The sequence below is a fragment of the Vibrio splendidus genome (genome assembly GCF_024347615.1).
Lineage (GTDB): Bacteria > Pseudomonadota > Gammaproteobacteria > Enterobacterales > Vibrionaceae > Vibrio > Vibrio splendidus.
The window spans coordinates 109,665-127,646 of the sequence record NZ_AP025509.1 but is presented as its reverse complement, the minus strand read 5'-3'; the positions used below and the strand labels follow the sequence as shown (position 1 = coordinate 127,646).

Here is a 17,982-nt window from a genome sequence, read left to right as displayed (position 1 = left end):
ATTCTTGTTCTTGTCGTCAGCCACTCCTTGGCCAACTGCAATATAAAATGGTTCGCTAGCGTTTACGCCAAGCTTGGGTGCGCTTCTCGAATAACTTGTTGATTAACATATGAATCAACTTCGCGCTCGCTGCCGATATCATGATCATCACCGCCATGGCAGCTGCTGCACCCGTTTGCCCCGCATCATCCATATTCAGTACTGAAACTGACGCAGGTATCGTATCGGTAGAATACAAGAATACTACCGCAGATGTCGTGGTAAGTGCATTAATAAACAGGTATGTCGCAATATCTAAAATCGCAGGTAAACAAACCGGCACCGTCACTTTAAAGAACAGCTTGTATTGCGGTAGGTTAACCGAAGCCGCCGTCGCTTCTATTTCCTCAGGCAGCTGTTTTAATGCGGTTAACGCTGTCATGTGGCCGACTGTGTAGTAGTGAACCACCGTATTAATCACCAAGAACGCCATCGTGCCATATAAGAAGTTTAGTGGGTTACTCAAATCATTAAAGTAGAAGATATACCCCAAACCCAACACCATACCCGGAACGGCCATCGGTACCACACTGAGCATTTGCATTGCCTGACGAACAGGACCAAATGCGCGGCCTTTCTCAATGCAGTACGCGCCTAAGAAAATCAATACGGTACCGATAATCGCAGTCCAAGCACCGAGGGTTAAAGAGTTGAAAAATGGCGTCCAACCATAAGTACTCATCTCTGCGAAGTTATAGTTATTTAGCGTTAGCGTTTTATTCCAAGGCCAGAAAGTGACCATAGATCCGTATATCGCCATGCCTAGCACGATAACAACAGCCACTGAAATTACGGTGCAATAGAGTAAACACACGCCATCACGTAGAGTGTTTGGCTCTGGTTGGTAAGCGACGGAGCGAGTATCAAACAAGCTCTTTTGTTTCTTTTGAACCCAGCGGTCAACGGTAAACGCAAGCAACGCAGGCAATAGCAATAGGATGCTGGTCACCGCGCCCATAGAGAAATTCTGTTGCCCTACTACCTGCTTAAAGATATCGGTAGACAGAACGTTGTAGCTACCACCGATCACCTTTGGCACACCAAAATCACAAACCACCAGCGTAAACACAACGATCAAGGTACTTATCAAGCCGTATTTTGCCGCAGGTAACGTCACCATGAAGAAGGTTTTTAGCGATGAAGTATTGAGTGCACGTGCCGCCTCATACAGACGAGCGTCAGACGTTCTCAATGAAGTAGTCAGAATCATTAAGGCGTGTGGAAACGTCCAGAATATCAGGCCCAGTGAGATACCAATCAAGCCGTACACCGAGTTACCACCTAAGACTTCTTTAGCGATACCTTGATTACCAAATAAGAAGATCAAACTGATCGCTGGAAGCAATGAAGGAGCCAGAATCGGCGCTGAACCCAACACCTGAAAAAGCCCCTTAAAAGGCATGCATGAACGAGTCAAAGCATAGGCATAGCCAAACGCTAATACTCCCACGACAACGGTCACTAACAACCCAAGCGTGAACGTATTGCCTACCGACTGCCACATGCTTTGAGAAGCAAAATACGTTGCGAAATTCTGTAATCCTACAAATTCTCCGTCTGCATTCTGAACGCTTTTTTTCAACATTGCCCACAGTGGCATCAGGATAAACAGCGTCATGAACACAGACAAAAAGGCCAACAGCCCAAATAGGATTACGTTGTCTTTACTTAATCGAGCAAGAAAAGGCTGTACTCGTCGTTGAATTAGCAGCTTAGATTGCATCATTTGAGTCGATTCCATGATTATTTACGCCGCCTCGTCTTTCATCACTTGCAGGCTTTTCGATGGGTAAGCTCTCAGGCCTTCTTGGTCAAACGCCACATAACGAATATCACTGCGACGCAGCTTCAATCGATTGAACTCTTTGACTGATACATCAACGATGATCTCTTTCGCCGTGGAGTCATGTTGCAATTGACACTCAACACGATAAAACGCCCCTAAGAATTCGCTTGATACGATTCTCACGGGTAATGACTCACTAAAACGATCCACAAACTGGATTTGCTCTGGACGAACGGCAATATCGAAAACATCACCAAGTTTTGGCGTGAGGTTATCTAAACCCGGCAACGGTAACATCGACTCAGCAATACGTATCTTGCCTTGCGCTGCGACAGAAGCTTGAATGAAGTTCATGCTGCCAACAAACTCAGCCACAAAACGACTGACGGGTTTTTGGTAGATCTCTTGTGGGGCACCTACTTGCTCAATGACACCATGGTTCATCACCACAATTCGGTCTGCCATCGTTAAGGCTTCATCTTGGTCGTGCGTCACCATGATAGTGGTGATACCCAACTTGCGTTGCAGTTGGCAGATCTCGTCACGCAGATGTGTTCTTACCTTCGCATCCAACGCAGACAGCGGTTCATCGAGTAGCAACAAGCCTGGAGACAACGCTAATGCGCGAGCCAGAGCAACACGCTGCTGTTGTCCACCAGATAGCTGATTTGGGTACTTTTGGCCAGACGTTGGTAAGCCGATGGTCTCTAACCAAGACTCAACCGTCTCAAGGGCTTCTTTGGTCGACATGCCTTGATTTTTCAGACCAATCGCAATGTTTTCTTCTACAGTGAGATTTGGAAACAAAGCGTAAGATTGGAACACGATGCCAAAGTCGCGCTTTTCTGGTGGCAAGAAGGTCGTATCATTACCGTTCTGCTCAATAGAACCTGAAGTTGGCAAGTCTAGACCTGCAATCGCACGTAATAAGGTGGTTTTTCCACAGCCAGATGGGCCAAGGAAGCAGACGAACTCGCCTTTATCTATCGATAGGGAGATGTCTTTTAACGCTGTAAATTGGCCAAATTGCTTTACAACGTTTTCAATATTCAAATAAGTTTGGTTGCTCATACTACAGCACTCTCTATATGGTATATACCAAATTTAAACTGAGAATATTGCAGTTGAGTGACAAATTTATAGTAGCTAAATGACAGTTATATTGCAGATATAATAAGCATTAAAGATTGCTATTTGTTCAGCATTAAAAGTTTGTTCAACGTTGAAAGCCCTCAGTGACTTGCCCATAAATCACTGAGAGCCTAAATGTAAACTTCTAATTTAAACGTTAGATTAATCTATGATTCAACCTTGTCGGCTTTGCCCGCCGCACCTGCGAGTTTGGATAACTGTTTATCTAGCCACAATGGCGTGTTACCAGAATCTTCCGCGTTCTCTTTTCTTCGCACCGCATCACGCACCATCATCGCACCTACCCAACGAAATGGCTCTGGCGGGAAGTGTCCTAACGGGCCTTTAGTTAAACCACTTCGTGTCCAAGCATTGTCGATATCGAGTACCATTGAAGACAAAATTTTTCCGCCCATACGGGTTTGAGCAACGCCATTGCCTGAATAACCAAGCCCATAATAGATGTTGCTTTGGCCTTTTAGATTACCGAAAAATGGCAATCCGGTGACCGAACGATCTGAGCCGCCAGACCAGTTGTAATCGAATTCACTTTGTTCCAATTTAGGGAACAGTTTTTGGAACGATTGATTGAGAATCGGCAGGTAGTTGGTCGTTTGGTTAAACATGCTTTCAACTTGATTGGCGAACGAGAATTTATTGCCGCCTTTGCCCAACATGAGTCGTCCGTCCTGGGTATCTCGGTAGTAGTGGACAAAGATACGCGAATCCACCACCGCCGCCCCTTTCTCTGGGCCAAATTGCTTGAGCTTTTCAGGAATAGGCTTGGTCATTACCATATCTGAAGAGACAACCACAATGCTGCGTTTGAACTCTTTAAAGTGATCGAGCATCCACGCATTGAGTGCCAAAATCACTTTATCCGCAAATACGGAACCGCCTTTGGTTTGAATTCGAGCTGGGGAGCCATAGTCGAGTGATGTCATCTCTGTGTTTTCGTGAATTTCAACACCCAGTTCGAGCGCGACTCGGCGCAAACCTCTCGCCAATAACGCTGGCTGCACACTACCCGCAGCTTCTGAGTAGTAACCCTCAATGTGGCGATCAGATCCCGCTTTATCAGCCAAAGAATTGTCGCACTTCTTCCAGCTATTGATACCCTGCTTAACCAGCTCATTAACAACAGGCTCCATTCCACCCTTTTGCGCTTCATTGGTCGCCGTGTAGTAAGTACCGCTTCGATATAGATGCGCGTCAATCTTGTGTTCGTTACAGAAGGCTTCAATCTCGTATATAACCTTTTCCGATTCCTTAACCAACCATTTCGCTTGTTCTTTTCCGTAGAGCTTTTTCAGCGTCGGATACTTAGTTGACCACGTCAGCATGCAACCGCCGTTCGCACCAGAAGCACCGCTACCACATAGACCTTTTTCAATCACGACAACATGCTTTTCGGGTTGCTGTTGTTTGATTAAAATCGCCGTCCATAAACCCGTATAGCCACCGCCAACAATGGCGATATCACAGTTGACGTCTTTTTGGAGCGACTTCGCCGAATCTAGCCCCTCATTGATGTTGCCAAACTCTTGTTCTAACGCTTGCTTGAACCAATATGAGTAGTGCTTTGTCATTTGTTGTACCTTACTTAAAACCTAAAGGCGTAAACTAAAAAAGGAAGACCGAAGCCTTCCTTTACTGATCTCTAACTTCTAATGAGCTAAATAGTTAAATAGTTACGTAACTGAATAGGTCGTCAGATTAAGATTTTGGCTCTGATTTAGCATCAAACTTCTCAGACCATGTTTTAAGAACGTCGGCACGTTCGCTGCCCATGCGAGCGAAGTCCATTTTTGCCATGTTCTTTTCTACATTAGGGAAGTTCTCTGCTTTGCCTGTCACATCTTGGTGACCAACAACTGGGTACATTTCGATGTAAAGCTCGTTTGCCGCTTTAGAAATAGACCAATCGATAACACGTTGTGCTGCATCAGAAGGCTTAACAAGGCCTACCGCTTCAGATTCCCATCCGATGCCTTCAGGCGTAATAACTGAAAGTGGAGCGCCTTGAGTTTTCAGCTTAGCGCCACGGCTCGCCATAGAAATACCAATAGCGACTTCACCCATGCCCGCTTGAACACATGGCTTAGAACCAGAGTGCGTGTAGTGAGCAATATTTTGGTCTAGCTTCTGCATGTAGTTCCAACCTTGGTCTTCACCCATGTTTTGTAACCAAGCCGAAACCTGCATGTAGCCGGTACCAGAAGACGCTGGGTTTGGCATTGCAATGTGTCCTTTGTAGATAGGCTTTGTTAGATCATCCCAAGATTTAGGTGCAGGTAGTTTCAATTGCTTAGCAACTACTTCGTTGAAACAAACCGCATTGAAAAATGCGTCGTTGCCATACCAAGCTTGAGTAGATTGCGGGTCGTTAAGGTTAGCGCGTAATGCTTCTACACCTTGAGGCGTATAAGGTTTCAGGATGCCCTCTTCTTTAAGCAGTGCCATTGAAGAACCAGCAAGTCCCCAAACTACCTCTGCGCGCGGGTTGTTTTTTTCGGCCAATAATTTTGCCGTCATGATCCCAGTTGAATCACGTACCCACCTGATGTTGATGTCTGGGTTTTCACTTTCAAATGCGTTCTTGTATTTCGCTAAAATGTCAGTTTCAAAAGCGGTGTAAACCGTCACTTCCTGTGCTGCATAAGCATTACCAGCGAGTAGAGTTACTAACGCTGCAAGTGATCCTTTCATAAAACGGTTTTTCATCATTTTCTCCAGTCAGGCTCAACTCTAAAGTGAGAAGTTGCCAAAATTAAAAGTTATCGAGGTTTAAAGCTGCCTAGGTTTAACGTTTCTTAAGTTAGAAGCCTCATCAAGAGGCACCTATACCCATAAATTCATTTAGGTGACTAGTACACGCCTTTACGTTGGTATGTACCAGATGATGAGTATTAACCTAATCGACTTTTATGACGGTTAAATGAACAAAAAATGGCAATTTAAAGATCGGAAATTTTCTCAACACAAGTGACAAATTTGAATATGAAGCTTTTGTGAAAATAACGTTTGGGCTATTTACGACCGTTTAAATTGGTTGTTAAAGTAACCGTAAATATTGGTATAGTCCAAAACACAGATAACGAGAATTGAACATGAGAAACGAATACCTACTACTGACACCGGGTCCTCTATCTACTTCTGAAACCGTTCGCCAAGCGATGCTAAAAGATTGGTGTACTTGGGATGATGAATACAACAAAGACGTTGTTGAAGTGATTCGTAGCAAGCTAGTGACTTCGGCGACTAAGCAAACGGGTTACACGAGCGTACTAATGCAAGGTAGCGGCACCGCTTCAGTTGAAGCAACAATCGGTAGCGTTATTTCTAAAAGCGGTAAGCTTCTTGTTGTTGACAACGGTGCGTATGGGGCTCGGATTGCTCAAATCGCAGAATACTTAAACATTCCATGCCATGTCGTTTCCCCAGGTGAAACATCACAACCTGACTTGAACGAAATGGAAACGGCATTGGCCATGGATTCAGACATTACTCACGTAGCGATTGTCCACTGTGAAACCACTACGGGTATGCTGAATCCAATTGAAGAAATTGCCAAATTGGCAAAACAGCACAACAAAACCGTCATTCTAGATGCGATGTCGAGCTTTGGTGGAATTCCTATGGATATTGCTGACTTAGGTATCGATTACATGATCAGCTCGGCAAACAAGTGTATTCAAGGTGTACCTGGGTTCGGCTTTGTTATTGCAAAGCAGTCAGAACTAGAGAAGTGCAAAGGCCAAGCTCGCTCATTAAGCCTTGACCTGTTTGACCAGTGGCACTGCATGGAAAGCAACCATGGTAAATGGCGCTTCACCTCTCCGACTCATACAGTGCGCGCTTTCTACCAAGCTCTACTTGAATTGGAACAAGAAGGCGGCATCGAAGCTCGTCATAGTCGCTACCAAACCAACCAAACCACATTGGTTGCAGGTATGCGTTCCCTTGGCTTTGAACCACTGCTTAATGATGACCTTCATTCACCTATCATTACTTCTTTCTATTCTCCAACTCATAGCGATTACCAATTCAAAGAATTCTATGACCGTTTGAAAGAGCAAGGATTTGTGATTTATCCGGGCAAGGTTTCAAACGCAGACTGCTTCCGAATCGGTAACATCGGTGAAGTTTACCCGTCAGACATTGAAGCTCTCATTGGCGCGGTGAAAAACGCTATGTACTGGGACATCAAATAATGACGACGACCAATCAAGAGCCGATTCTAAAGGCGACGCACTTTCGAAGCGAAGGCGATGTGAATACCACGCCAGCACGCGAAAAATGGAACGAATCACTAAACGATGATGCGACTCAAGCGATGTTAAAGCGTGACTCTGACGTGTTTCTTCATCAAGCCATGTCAACGCCTTGCCTAGACACACTTGAAGCAGCCGAAGGCATCTACATTCAAGATGCGACGGGCAAAAAGTACATGGACTTTCACGGTAACAATGTTCATCAGCTTGGTTATGGCCACCCACATATTATTAATAAAGTGACTCAGCAAATGGCGTCGTTGCCATTTTCACCACGTCGCTTCACCAATGAGACGGCCGTTCAGTGTGCTGAGAAACTCACACAGATCTGCGGTGGTGATTTGAATCGCGTGTTGTTTGCTCCCGGTGGTACTTCAGTTATTGGTATGGCGCTCAAGCTGGCTCGACATGTCACCAACAACTTCAAAGTAGTGTCGCTATGGGATTCATTCCACGGCGCGTCACTGGATGCAATTTCAGTGGGTGGTGAAGCTTGTTTTCGCGAGGGTATGGGGCCGTTAATGGCTGGCGTAGAACGTATTCCACCAGCGGTTTCCTACCGTGGTGCTTTCCCGCTTCGTGGGCAAAACGCAGGCGGTGAAAGTGAGGCTGCATGCGATGTGCACTACGCCGATTACCTAGAATATGTGATTGAAAAAGAAGGTGGCATTGGTGCCTTCATTGCAGAAGCAGTTCGTAACACAGACGTGCAAGTACCAAGCAAAGCTTACTGGAAGCGCATCCGTGAGATTTGTGATAAGCATAACGTCATGTTGATCATCGACGACATTCCAAACGGTATGGGTCGCAGTGGCGAATGGTTCACTCACCAAGCTTTTGATATCGAACCTGACATTCTTTGTATCGGTAAAGGTTTTGGCGGCGGCTTAGTTCCAATCGCAGCCATGATCACTAAAGACAAATACAACACGGCAGCGCAAGTATCCCTTGGTCACTACACCCATGAAAAAAGCCCACTTGGTTGCGCGGCAGCACTCGCCACCATGGAAGTGATTGAGCAAGAAAACCTACTTGAAAAAGTACAAGCCGACAGCGCATTTATGCGTGAGCAGCTGCTTCAAATGAAAGAGAAATACCCAGTTATTGGTGACGTTCGCGGCATCGGCCTGCTTTGGGGCGTGGAATTGGTCACCGACCATATCACTAAGACCAGAGCTTTCGACGAAGCAGAAGCAGTACTTTACCAATGCCTGAACGATGGCCTGAGCTTTAAGGTGTCACAAGGTAACGTGATTCAGTTAAGCCCACCATTGATCATCAGCCGCAGCGAACTAGAAATCGCTCTGACTGTATTCGAAAAAGCGATAGCAAAAGTCTGCAATGACTTTGAATACCTTTGAATCTCCTTTTAAAGCGTGCCTTGAAGCAATAATTTCAAGCAACCAATAACCTAAAACAACCCGTAACCTCCCGATTGAACCTTTGAGTTTTAAACAGGCGGGAAGTGACACACAATAGGACACTATTATGAACACGACATCACCTATCCAAGCGGTTATCTTTGACTGGGCTGGCACTATCGTTGATTTTGGATCGTTTGCTCCAACCAGCATCTTTGTTGAAGCATTCAGACAAGGTTTCGACTTTGATATCGACTTAGCAGAAGCGCGTGAACCTATGGGGATCGGCAAATGGGACCACATCCAAGCAGTTGGTCGAATTCCAGCCGTTGACGCTCGTTGGAAGGCTCAATTCGGACGCTCCATGACAAGTGAAGATGTTGACGCGATCTACGCGGCATTCATGCCTCTTCAAAAAGCGAAAGTAGCCGATCACGCAGCTCCAATTTTAAACGCGATAGAAGTGGTCAATAACTTAAAAGAGAAGAACGTGAAGATCGGGTCTTGTTCAGGTTACCCACGTGAAGTGATGGATGTGCTAATCCCTGCGGCTGCAGATTACGGTTACCACCCTGACAACATCGTAGCAACCGATGACCTACCTCAAGGCGGTCGCCCTGCTCCATTTATGGCACTTAAAAACGTAATCGACCTTGCCGTAACCAGCGTTTCAGCGTGTGTGAAAGTAGATGATGCAGCACCTGGTATCGATGAAGGTCACAACGCAGGCATGTGGACAGTTGGACTTGTATTATCGGGTAACGAAGCAGGCTTAACATACCAAGAATATTTAGATGCAGACGAGACAACACTTACAGCTGCACGTGAAAAAGCAAGCGTTAAGCTAAACAAATCAAACCCGCACTACCTGATCGATACCATTGCAGACCTACCTGGAGTGATTGCAGATATCGAAAAGCGATTGCTTGAGGGTGATCGTCCATAATTCAAGCAAATCCAATTATGTAACCTAATAATTCGTCAGAATAAAACTTAAAACCTCGTATCAACTAACCGTGATACGAGGTTTCTTTGTTTTCCAACATTTAAGACAACATTTAATTGACAAACAAATCAGTAAATAGCACCTTAAATATATAATTTTTAACAATTTCATTGACTCCAATACGCAATCAGATTAACAATACGTCAATGAATTCTAAATCGTTTCAACCTGAGCCAACGCCTTGATTTACTTACTTTAGCAGTGTCGTAAACCAGTAAGTTATCTTTTATAAGCAGGTTCAGACAAAAATAAAAAATAAACCCAAGGATAAGATTATGAAAAGACTGTCAAAAATCATGTGTGCTGTCATCGCTGCTTCGGGATTGGCTTCGGCTCCATCTATCGCTGCAACCACTTATGTGGGTGCAAAAGTGGGCATGGGCTGGTTAGACAGTGCGTGTGTTGACGGTACGAAGTGTGATGATGATGCAATCGGCGCAGGTATTTACTCTGGCTATAACTTCTCAGACAAGTTTGGTATTGAATTAAGCTCTGATTTCCTTGGAGACTACAAAACTAGTTTTACAAAAAATGGTACTACAAGCCAATTCAGCGACCCAATCATTGCCATCTCATTGACTCCAATGTACCGCCTAGCAGTACAACAAGAATTCGACGTATTCTTTAAAGCAGGTCCTGCTTACATTTCACACGGTGGCGAAGATGACGTTGTTCTTTCTGCTGGCATCGGTCTAGAGAAGCAGCTTTCTTCTGATTGGGCAGTTCGTGTTGAATACCAATATTTTGATGATTTCGACGACAACTACGTTCAAGACCTGAACTCGAACCTACTATCAGTCGGTGTTAGCTACAACTTCGGTACTGGCAACACAACAGCATCAGCGGCGGCTGCAACAGCTTCTGCAGTAGCAGTGACTCAAGCGCCATCTGAGCCAATCACAGAGCCTGCAGTTGTCGTTGAAGAGAAGATGGCTGTCGTTGTAACTAAAGCGCAAACAGAGAGCTACTCTCAAGAAATGTTCGCAACTAACAGCACTGAACTATCTACAGATGGTAAAATTGCGCTAATGCCATTAGTTGAAGTACTAAAAGCTCACCCTCAGTCTTCAGTAGCTGTTGTTGGTCACACAGACTCAACAGGTGCAGCTGAGTATAACCTAATGATCTCTAAGAAACGTGCTGCTGCTGTAGCCGCATACATCGAAGAGCAAGGCATTGAAGCAGACCGTATTACAGCTTCAGGTGAAGGCGAAGAGAATCCAATTGCATCAAACGCTACAGCTGAAGGTCGTGCTCAAAACCGTCGTGTTGACGCAACGATCCCTGGTTTTGAATACCAAGAAGAAGTCAAAGTTGAAGAAGTTATCGTAGAAGCTGCTGAATAACAGCACTCTACCTTAGTTAAAATAATAAGGGCGGAGCACTTTAAAGTGCTCCGCCCTTTTCTTTATCTGGCTATGCCTATAAACCGCAAGCGATAAGCCGTAAGCCGTAAGCCGTAAAGATTAGCCTACCGCCAAGCTGTACAATCAGAAGACTAGACGATTTCCCAACTATGAGTCATCTCTACGCCTGCACCTAGCATCAGACATACTGAACAGTATTTCTCTAATGAATCCGCACAGACTTTAGCAACAAGCTCAGGATCAAGGTTGTCACCCGATACTTCAAAATGAATATTAATAACGGTAAAGATTTTTGGTGCGGTTTCACGGCGTGTTGTTTCAAGTTTTGCATTACAACCAGTGATGTTCTGGCCTGCAGATTTCAAACCGTCCACTACATCAACAGAGCTACAACCACCAGCGGCCATGAGCACCATCTCCATAGGGCTTGGCGCTGTAGCACCGCCGCTTCCATCCATAACAATAGAATGGCCTGATTGAGAGTGACCTAGGAATTTAAAGCCTTCGACCCATTTAACTTCTGCTTGCATGTTGTTCCTTAGATGTACGAAAACGTCATCATTATTTGGTATTTTATATCAATGCCTACACCCTACTACTGGCGGCATTTATGAGCAAGATTTTCTATTTGAGATATTTTTTTCATGAATAGTGTAATTTTTTCCATCTAAAACCTGTCTCTATTCGTACATTCAAAATCGAATGAGAAAAACGTCAAGATGAGGTATCTATGAATAAATTATCTAAAATATTGGTATCACTCGTGGTTGCATTACCACTGATTTCGCTGTTTGTAAGCCAGACTGGCACTGCCAATACAATGGATAAAACGGCTAATTCAGGTAAAACTGAAATCGCGACACTGGCTGGTGGTTGTTTTTGGTGTACAGAATCCGATCTAGAAAAACTGACAGGCGTGACAGACGTTATCTCTGGGTATTCTGGTGGTGAATTAGAAAACCCAACCTACAAACAAGTTTCATCGGGTAAATCTGGCCACATCGAAGTGATCAATGTGACCTATAACCCTGATGTGGTCAGCTATGAACAGGTGCTTGACCAATTCTTCCAACACATCGACCCAACCGACGACAAAGGCTCTTTCGTAGATAGAGGTCCACAATATCGACCTGCTATTTTCTATCATAACCAAGAACAGAAAGACGTCGCTCAAAACTTCATGATGGAGATAGACAAAGCTCAGATCTTTGGTGAACCACTAAAAACAGAACTGATTAAGTTTGAAAAATTCTGGCCAGCAGAAGATTACCATCAAGATTATTACAAGAAGAGCAAAGTTCGTTATAACTACTACCGCTACGCTTCTGGTCGTGATCAGTACCTAGATAAAGTCTTCGGCGATGATAGAAAAGAAAACCCGCAAACGATCCGTCAGATCATCGACGGTAAGAATGCGACAGCCAATGCTAAGACATACAGCAAGCCGTCTGATGCAGAGATCAAAGCTTCTCTAACCTCACTGCAATACGATGTTACACAAGACGACGCAACAGAGCGCCCTTTTGACAATAAGTACTGGGACAACAAGCAGGAAGGTATTTACGTAGATATCGTAACGGGTGAGCCTTTATTCTCTTCAAAAGACAAATACAAATCAGGAACAGGTTGGCCGAGCTTTACACAGCCAATCAGCGAGGCTTATGTTGTAACGACTACTGACTACAAGCTGCTTTACCCGAGAACAGAGGTTCGCAGTAAATTTGGTGACTCTCACCTAGGACATGTATTTAAAGATGGTCCAAAGCCAACAGGTTTACGCTACTGCATGAACTCAGCCGCAATGCGCTTTATTCCAGCGGATAAATTAGCAAAAGAAGGCTATGAGGAATACGTTGAGATGTTTGAGGGCTAAGCATTCAGCAATTAACGAACAGCCTATGACAACAAAGCCAGCATATTCGCTGGCTTTGTTTTTCTAACGCACTAACAAGAAGGGTTAACTTAGCCTGTTAACGTTATTAACCCGTTAGCACCGTATCTTCAGGGTATTTCAACAACGAAGGCTCAGGGCGAGCTAACATGTAAGCCAAAGTCAAAGGTCCGATTCGTCCAATCACCATTACCACAATCATGATGTATTTCCCCGGTTCAGTTAAGTTTGCGGTTAACCCAGCAGTCAATCCGACCGTCGCAAAGGCCGAAATTACCTCAAACATCACTCGATCAAACGCGGCCTTTTCAGTAAGCATTAACAAAAACATTGCGGTGGTTAACAGTGCTCCACTTACCACAATAATGGCCAATGACTTTGTTACCGCTTGCCAGGTCACAGTACGTTTAAACATCACTACATGCTTTTTCTGACGTAAGAAGGTCCACGTTGCTACAAAAGCGACCGCAAATGTCGAAACCTTAATACCACCACCAGTTGAAGTTGAACCAGCACCAATCAACATCAGTACTATCATCACCAACAATGCAGGTTGTGTATATTGAGACAAATCCACACTGTTAAAACCAGCAGTACGAGCACTCGCTGACTGGAAAAAAGCCGCCAGCCACTGCCCTTGTGTCGACAAGCCCTCCATCGTCGCTGAGTTATTTCTCTCCAATAACCAAAACATCACCGTACCCACCGCCAATAACGTCGGTGTCGCCGTTAGCATAATCTTGGTGTGTAAGTGCAGATGTTGGAAGCCTTTCCGCCAGTTAGTCGATAGGTCGCCCACGACAGTAAAGCCTAATCCGCCGAAAATGAACAAGCCTGCTAAGGTAAAGATCACCAGTGGATCGTCAACAAAGCTCACCATATTGTCTGAGAACAACGCAAACCCTGCGTTATTGAATGCGGAAATCGCGTGAAATAACGCGTAAAAGCTCCCTGTTGCCCACCCCATTTCAGGAACCCAACGAAAACAGAGCAATACGAAACCTATAAATTCCGCCACCAATGCAAAAATGATGATCTTCTTCACTAACTTCCTGAGGTTAATCTTACGATCTTGTCCCAATGCTTCTTTCGCTAATGCTTGCTGTTTCAAACTGAGCCGAACACCAAACATATAGAGCAGCACCGCAGAAAGGGTCATCTGCCCTAATCCGCCGACTTGCATCAAGAACATCAGTAAGATTTTGCCTGCCAAGGTGAAATGCTGACCGGTATCAACAACACCTAAGCCTGTCACACTGATCGCCGATGTGGCGGTAAACAGTGCATCCGTAAAGCTTAGACCTGTCACAGAGAACACGGGTAGCGTCAACAATATTGCAGAAGGGATAAGTACGCCTAAGAAGCTCGTAAGGATAATCTTAGGTTCAGAGCCTTTACGTGGCTTTTTATCACTCTTAAGTGTGTAGAAAGTACCTTTTCGTTTCAACGAATTCATACTGTTACCTTATTTCCGATTGCCAGTTACCAATTGCGTAGCTTTCTAGATAAGGTCTCTTTCGGCCCAGCGATGATCACCACATCCCCAATTTCTAAACTCACATCCAGTTCAGGTGCTTTAGTTAGGTTCGGACCTCGCTTGAAACCAAGTACCTCGACACCATTTTCTTTACACAGCTTAAGGTCACCAAGTTTCTTACCCAAAAAATTAGAACCAATAACAATTTCCGTCATCGCTAAACCGCTGCCAAGGTCGATAAACTCAAGAACGCGTCTATCCAACATTTTACGCGCAACACGAATACCCATGTCTCGCTCGGGCATGATGATATGATCGGCACCAATCTTAGAAAGGATCTTGCCGTGAAACTTATCGTTCGCCTTCACCCAAACGGCTTTTGCGCCTGATTCTTTTACCACTAGCGTCGTTAGAATACTGGAGTTAACATCAGAGCCAATCGACACCATCACCATGTCGTAATCGTCCAACCTTAATTCTTTAACTGTCTCTTCGCTCGTGCAGTTCGCAACAATCGCTTGTGAAACAAAATTGGCCGCTTCTTTCACTCGCTCTTCATCAATATCGACAGCGAGCACCTGCGCCCCTGAACTTTGTAGCTCTTTGCATACAGATAACCCAAAACGCCCTAAGCCGATAACTGCATATTGTTTGTCACTCATTTATTACTCCACTTACAAAGCTACGTAGCATCGAAAACAAATAACAAAATTGTCTTCATACAAAAAAACGACTATATATCCATATAGAGATACAATTGTCAGCTAATCGATTGATTTATAAAGGTAGAGAACAAAAGTGATTTCTGCTAATTTCTAACCCATAATTTCTGCGGCAGTACACACAATGAATGAATTCATAACCCAAGTACAAACCTACATCAACCAGAGCCATAGCGATTGGGCAAATAGCGTCCTGTTCATCACTATTGCGAGCTTTTTCGCTTGGGTCGCTTGGCGAATTGTCCATAATCGCCTAGAAATCTTGGTCAAAAAAACCCAATTCCATTGGGATGACCTACTGCTAGAGGCCTTAAAAACACCTGTCAGTACGTTGCTTTGGTGCTGGCCTGCTACCGTGTCTGTTGGCTTGATTCTTCAAGACCAGTTTGGTAATGAAATCAACTGGCTAAGAACACTCAAACACATACTGATCATATCTACGTTTGTTTGGTTTACGCTGCGAATGATCAGTAACTCTGAAGAGTATGTCTTAGAGCAGAAAACCAGAGACGAAACCACAGTACAAGCTATCGCGAAAGTGGCTCGACTGTTCTTTATGGTGATGGGCGGCTTAACCATCATGCAGGCGTTTGGGCTGAGCCTATCGGGTTTGCTTACCTTTGGTGGTGTCGGTGGTTTAATCGTCGGTTTAGCCGCTAAAGATCTACTGTCGAACTTCTTCGGTGGCATGATGATTTACTTCGACCGCCCTTTTAAAGTCGGTGATTGGATACGCTCTCCCGATCGTCAAATCGAAGGTACTGTCGAACGCATTGGCTGGCGCATGACGATTATCCGCACTTTTGATAAGCGTCCTTTGTACGTTCCAAATTCGGTGTTCAGTAGTATTGTGGTAGAGAACCCATCGAGAATGTTGAATCGTAGAATCAATGAAACTTTTGGTCTTCGTTATCAAGATGCAGACAAATTGGCGCTCATTGTTGATGATGTAAGAACCATGCTCGAGACCCACCCAGATATTGATGCCAAACAAACGTTGATCGTTAACTTTGACAAATTTGGGCCATCAACACTGAACTTCTTTATCTACACCTTCACAAAAACGGTCAACTGGATCAGGTACCACAAGGTGAAGCAAGACGTTCTGTTACAGGTTCTGGCGATTATTCATAAACACAATGCAGACATCGCGTTCCCAACACAGACACTCAAGATTGACCCTCAAGACTTTTCTAATGTTCAAGGTCATAACAGCGTTCAAAGCCTAGGTGATAATCAGAATGTTAGCGATCCCAAAGATATGTTGAACTCCCCTACGGAAGGTCATCGATAGTCAACATCCTTCTTGGTTATCGATAAATAATGAGCGTGAAGCGTGGTAATATGATGGCAGTATTCTAATGCACACAATTACCACTCTATGATTTTACCTGTCATCCTAGCTGGCGGCTCTGGAAGCCGCCTCTGGCCACTGTCTCGAGAGCTCTATCCTAAGCAATTCCTGAATATTGCTGGCGAACAGTCGATGCTTCAGCAAACACTTCAACGCCTGCAAGGTATCGACGCACACCTAACGGATAGCAGCTGCGATGCGCCATTCATTATCTGTAATGAAGAGCATCGTTTTATCGCTGCTGAACAAATTCGCTCAGCTAACGTCCTGCACAGTGGCATTTTGTTAGAACCTGTCGGTAGAAATACTGCGCCAGCCATCGCACTTGCAGCCTTGCAAGCTTTGACCAAGTCTCATGACACTAAAGGAGAAGCGGCTGACCCAATCTTATTAGTGCTTGCTGCCGACCATCACATAGCTAAAACCTCTGAATTCCAACAATCGATTAACCGTGGTGTTGATTACGCAAAACAAGGCAACCTGGTGACATTCGGTATAACCCCAAATGCTCCAGAGACTGGCTATGGCTACATCAAACAAGGGCAACCTCTTATCTCTAGCCTACAACTAGAAACCAACACTACAGACCAACCAACCCATTATGCTTACGACATTGAGTGCTTTGTAGAAAAGCCCGATAAAGCAACCGCAGAAGCATACATCCGCTCAGAACAGTACCTATGGAACAGTGGCATGTTCATGTTTAAGGCATCACGCTATCTTGAAGAACTCGCCGAACACCACCCCGAGATATTAGCGGCTTGTAAACTCGCTCTTGCAAAGCAAAACACCGACCTCGACTTTATCCGTATAGATGCTGAAGCATTCAAAAGCAGTCCGAGTGATTCCATCGATTATGCCGTGATGGAGAAAACCTCGCACGCAGCTGTGATCCCGATGGATGTCGGTTGGAATGATATTGGCTCATGGTCTGCTATCTGGGATGTAAGCGACAAAGATGAGCATAACAACGTCATTGAAGGTGATGTGTTAACCGTCGACTCTCAACACAACTACATCCATGCTGAAAACAAGCTAGTTGCTACTGTAGGTGTCGATAACCTGATTATTGTCGAGACCAAAGATGCAATATTGGTTGCGAACAAAGACAAGGTTCAGGGTGTTAAGTCGATTGTTAGCCAACTGAATCAGGCTGGTCGAACGGAGCATGTACATCATCGCGAGGTCTTTAGGCCTTGGGGTAAATACGATGTGATTGATTTAGGAAAGCGAGACAAAGTTAAGCGTATCACCGTAAAAGCGGGTCATCAGCTTTCACTTCAGATGCATCATCATAGAGCGGAACATTGGGTAGTAGTAGCTGGCACTGCGAAAGTGACCAACGATGAGAAAACCTATCTCGTCGAAGAAGATCAATCGACTTACATCCCTTTAGGTCACATCCACTGCCTAGAGAACCCTGGCGAGACACCTCTTGAAATGATTGAAGTTCAAACCGGCAGCCATTTAAGTGAAGACGATATCATTCGATATCAAGACAGCTATGGGCGAGATGTTCGAAGCGAACAAGCTTCGTCGTCTCAGAACAAAAAATTGAAATAGAAGCGGCGACA

General features: G+C 44.7%; 14 protein-coding genes. 7 read left to right on the top strand and 7 right to left on the bottom strand.

What is annotated here, in order from left to right:
* Positions 1-55 precede the first annotated feature (55 nt).
* The 4 genes from OCU90_RS18005 to OCU90_RS17990 form a co-directional block, all read right to left on the bottom strand.
* On the bottom strand, positions 56-1,765 hold the full coding sequence (locus tag OCU90_RS18005) for a putative 2-aminoethylphosphonate ABC transporter permease subunit (RefSeq protein WP_391782647.1): 1,710 nt from the start codon (positions 1,763-1,765) through the stop codon (positions 56-58).
* A gap of 21 nt (positions 1,766-1,786) precedes the next feature.
* On the bottom strand, positions 1,787-2,896 hold the full coding sequence (locus tag OCU90_RS18000) for a putative 2-aminoethylphosphonate ABC transporter ATP-binding protein (RefSeq protein WP_004730144.1): 1,110 nt from the start codon (positions 2,894-2,896) through the stop codon (positions 1,787-1,789).
* A 227-nt stretch (positions 2,897-3,123) separates the two neighbouring features.
* The gene (locus OCU90_RS17995) at positions 3,124-4,545 is read right to left on the bottom strand and encodes an FAD-dependent oxidoreductase (protein WP_061023280.1); all 1,422 of its coding nucleotides are present in this window, start codon (positions 4,543-4,545) and stop codon (positions 3,124-3,126) included.
* Between the two features lie 127 nt (positions 4,546-4,672).
* The gene (locus tag OCU90_RS17990) at positions 4,673-5,683 is read right to left on the bottom strand and encodes a putative 2-aminoethylphosphonate ABC transporter substrate-binding protein (RefSeq protein ID WP_061023278.1); all 1,011 of its coding nucleotides are present in this window, start codon (positions 5,681-5,683) and stop codon (positions 4,673-4,675) included.
* Between the two features lie 383 nt (positions 5,684-6,066).
* On the opposite strand from OCU90_RS17990, the gene phnW reads away from it, so the two are divergent.
* The 4 genes from phnW (at position 6,067) to OCU90_RS17970 (ending at position 10,943) form a co-directional block, all read left to right on the top strand.
* Positions 6,067-7,170 carry a 2-aminoethylphosphonate--pyruvate transaminase gene (phnW, locus tag OCU90_RS17985; RefSeq protein WP_061023275.1) on the top strand — a complete coding sequence of 368 codons (1,104 nt, stop codon included), beginning with the start codon at positions 6,067-6,069 and terminating at the stop codon, positions 7,168-7,170.
* Positions 7,170-8,591, top strand: coding sequence for an aspartate aminotransferase family protein (locus OCU90_RS17980; protein WP_061023273.1), 1,422 nt, complete (start codon positions 7,170-7,172; stop codon positions 8,589-8,591). Before phnW ends, OCU90_RS17980 begins: the two co-directional genes overlap by 1 nt.
* A gap of 127 nt (positions 8,592-8,718) precedes the next feature.
* The gene (gene phnX / locus OCU90_RS17975) at positions 8,719-9,537 is read left to right on the top strand and encodes a phosphonoacetaldehyde hydrolase (RefSeq protein WP_061023271.1); all 819 of its coding nucleotides are present in this window, start codon (positions 8,719-8,721) and stop codon (positions 9,535-9,537) included.
* Between the two features lie 335 nt (positions 9,538-9,872).
* Positions 9,873-10,943, top strand: a complete 1,071-nt coding sequence (locus OCU90_RS17970; RefSeq protein WP_017079665.1) for an OmpA family protein — start codon at positions 9,873-9,875, stop codon at positions 10,941-10,943.
* Positions 10,944-11,095: 152 nt separating this feature from the next.
* Here OCU90_RS17970 and OCU90_RS17965 read toward each other — a convergent pair whose 3' ends face one another.
* Positions 11,096-11,494 (bottom strand): OsmC family protein, encoded by a 399-nt coding sequence (locus tag OCU90_RS17965; RefSeq protein WP_061023269.1) that lies wholly within the window; start codon positions 11,492-11,494, stop codon positions 11,096-11,098.
* Positions 11,495-11,694: 200 nt separating this feature from the next.
* Here OCU90_RS17965 and msrB point away from each other — a divergent pair, with 200 nt between their 5' ends.
* Positions 11,695-12,837 carry a peptide-methionine (R)-S-oxide reductase MsrB gene (msrB, locus tag OCU90_RS17960; protein WP_061023266.1) on the top strand — a complete coding sequence of 381 codons (1,143 nt, stop codon included), beginning with the start codon at positions 11,695-11,697 and terminating at the stop codon, positions 12,835-12,837.
* Between the two features lie 106 nt (positions 12,838-12,943).
* Here the strand turns inward: msrB and OCU90_RS17955 are convergent, their stop codons facing one another.
* Together OCU90_RS17955 and OCU90_RS17950 are read right to left on the bottom strand one after the other, a co-directional pair.
* Positions 12,944-14,311 carry a TrkH family potassium uptake protein gene (locus tag OCU90_RS17955; RefSeq protein ID WP_061023263.1) on the bottom strand — a complete coding sequence of 456 codons (1,368 nt, stop codon included), beginning with the start codon at positions 14,309-14,311 and terminating at the stop codon, positions 12,944-12,946.
* 26 nt (positions 14,312-14,337) lie between these two features.
* A complete protein-coding gene (locus OCU90_RS17950) occupies positions 14,338-14,994 on the bottom strand; it encodes a potassium channel family protein (protein WP_017079662.1) in 657 nt (218 codons plus the stop codon).
* A gap of 184 nt (positions 14,995-15,178) precedes the next feature.
* Here OCU90_RS17950 and OCU90_RS17945 point away from each other — a divergent pair, with 184 nt between their 5' ends.
* Both OCU90_RS17945 and OCU90_RS17940 read left to right on the top strand, forming a co-directional pair.
* Complete coding sequence (locus tag OCU90_RS17945) at positions 15,179-16,348, top strand: mechanosensitive ion channel family protein (RefSeq protein ID WP_061023261.1); 1,170 nt, start codon at positions 15,179-15,181, stop codon at positions 16,346-16,348.
* An 87-nt stretch (positions 16,349-16,435) separates the two neighbouring features.
* Positions 16,436-17,971 carry a mannose-1-phosphate guanylyltransferase/mannose-6-phosphate isomerase gene (locus tag OCU90_RS17940; RefSeq protein ID WP_061023259.1) on the top strand — a complete coding sequence of 512 codons (1,536 nt, stop codon included), beginning with the start codon at positions 16,436-16,438 and terminating at the stop codon, positions 17,969-17,971.
* The last annotated feature ends 11 nt before the right edge of the window (positions 17,972-17,982 follow it).

Bases quoted from the DNA above. Each gene is read 5' to 3' on its own strand.
- OCU90_RS17940 (WP_061023259.1), top strand. From the start codon at position 16,436: ATGATTTTACCTGTCATCCTAGCTGGCGGCTCTGGAAGCCGCCTCTGG.
- msrB (WP_061023266.1), top strand. From the start codon at position 11,695: ATGAATAAATTATCTAAAATATTGGTATCACTCGTGGTTGCATTACCA.
- phnW (WP_061023275.1), top strand. From the start codon at position 6,067: ATGAGAAACGAATACCTACTACTGACACCGGGTCCTCTATCTACTTCT.
- OCU90_RS17970 (WP_017079665.1), top strand. From the start codon at position 9,873: ATGAAAAGACTGTCAAAAATCATGTGTGCTGTCATCGCTGCTTCGGGA.
- OCU90_RS17990 (WP_061023278.1), bottom strand. From the start codon at position 5,683: ATGATGAAAAACCGTTTTATGAAAGGATCACTTGCAGCGTTAGTAACT.
- OCU90_RS17965 (WP_061023269.1), bottom strand. From the start codon at position 11,494: ATGCAAGCAGAAGTTAAATGGGTCGAAGGCTTTAAATTCCTAGGTCAC.
- OCU90_RS17995 (WP_061023280.1), bottom strand. From the start codon at position 4,545: ATGACAAAGCACTACTCATATTGGTTCAAGCAAGCGTTAGAACAAGAG.
- OCU90_RS18000 (WP_004730144.1), bottom strand. From the start codon at position 2,896: ATGAGCAACCAAACTTATTTGAATATTGAAAACGTTGTAAAGCAATTT.
- OCU90_RS17945 (WP_061023261.1), top strand. From the start codon at position 15,179: ATGAATGAATTCATAACCCAAGTACAAACCTACATCAACCAGAGCCAT.
- OCU90_RS17950 (WP_017079662.1), bottom strand. From the start codon at position 14,994: ATGAGTGACAAACAATATGCAGTTATCGGCTTAGGGCGTTTTGGGTTA.
- OCU90_RS17955 (WP_061023263.1), bottom strand. From the start codon at position 14,311: ATGAATTCGTTGAAACGAAAAGGTACTTTCTACACACTTAAGAGTGAT.
- phnX (WP_061023271.1), top strand. From the start codon at position 8,719: ATGAACACGACATCACCTATCCAAGCGGTTATCTTTGACTGGGCTGGC.
- OCU90_RS18005 (WP_391782647.1), bottom strand. From the start codon at position 1,765: ATGATGCAATCTAAGCTGCTAATTCAACGACGAGTACAGCCTTTTCTT.
- OCU90_RS17980 (WP_061023273.1), top strand. From the start codon at position 7,170: ATGACGACGACCAATCAAGAGCCGATTCTAAAGGCGACGCACTTTCGA.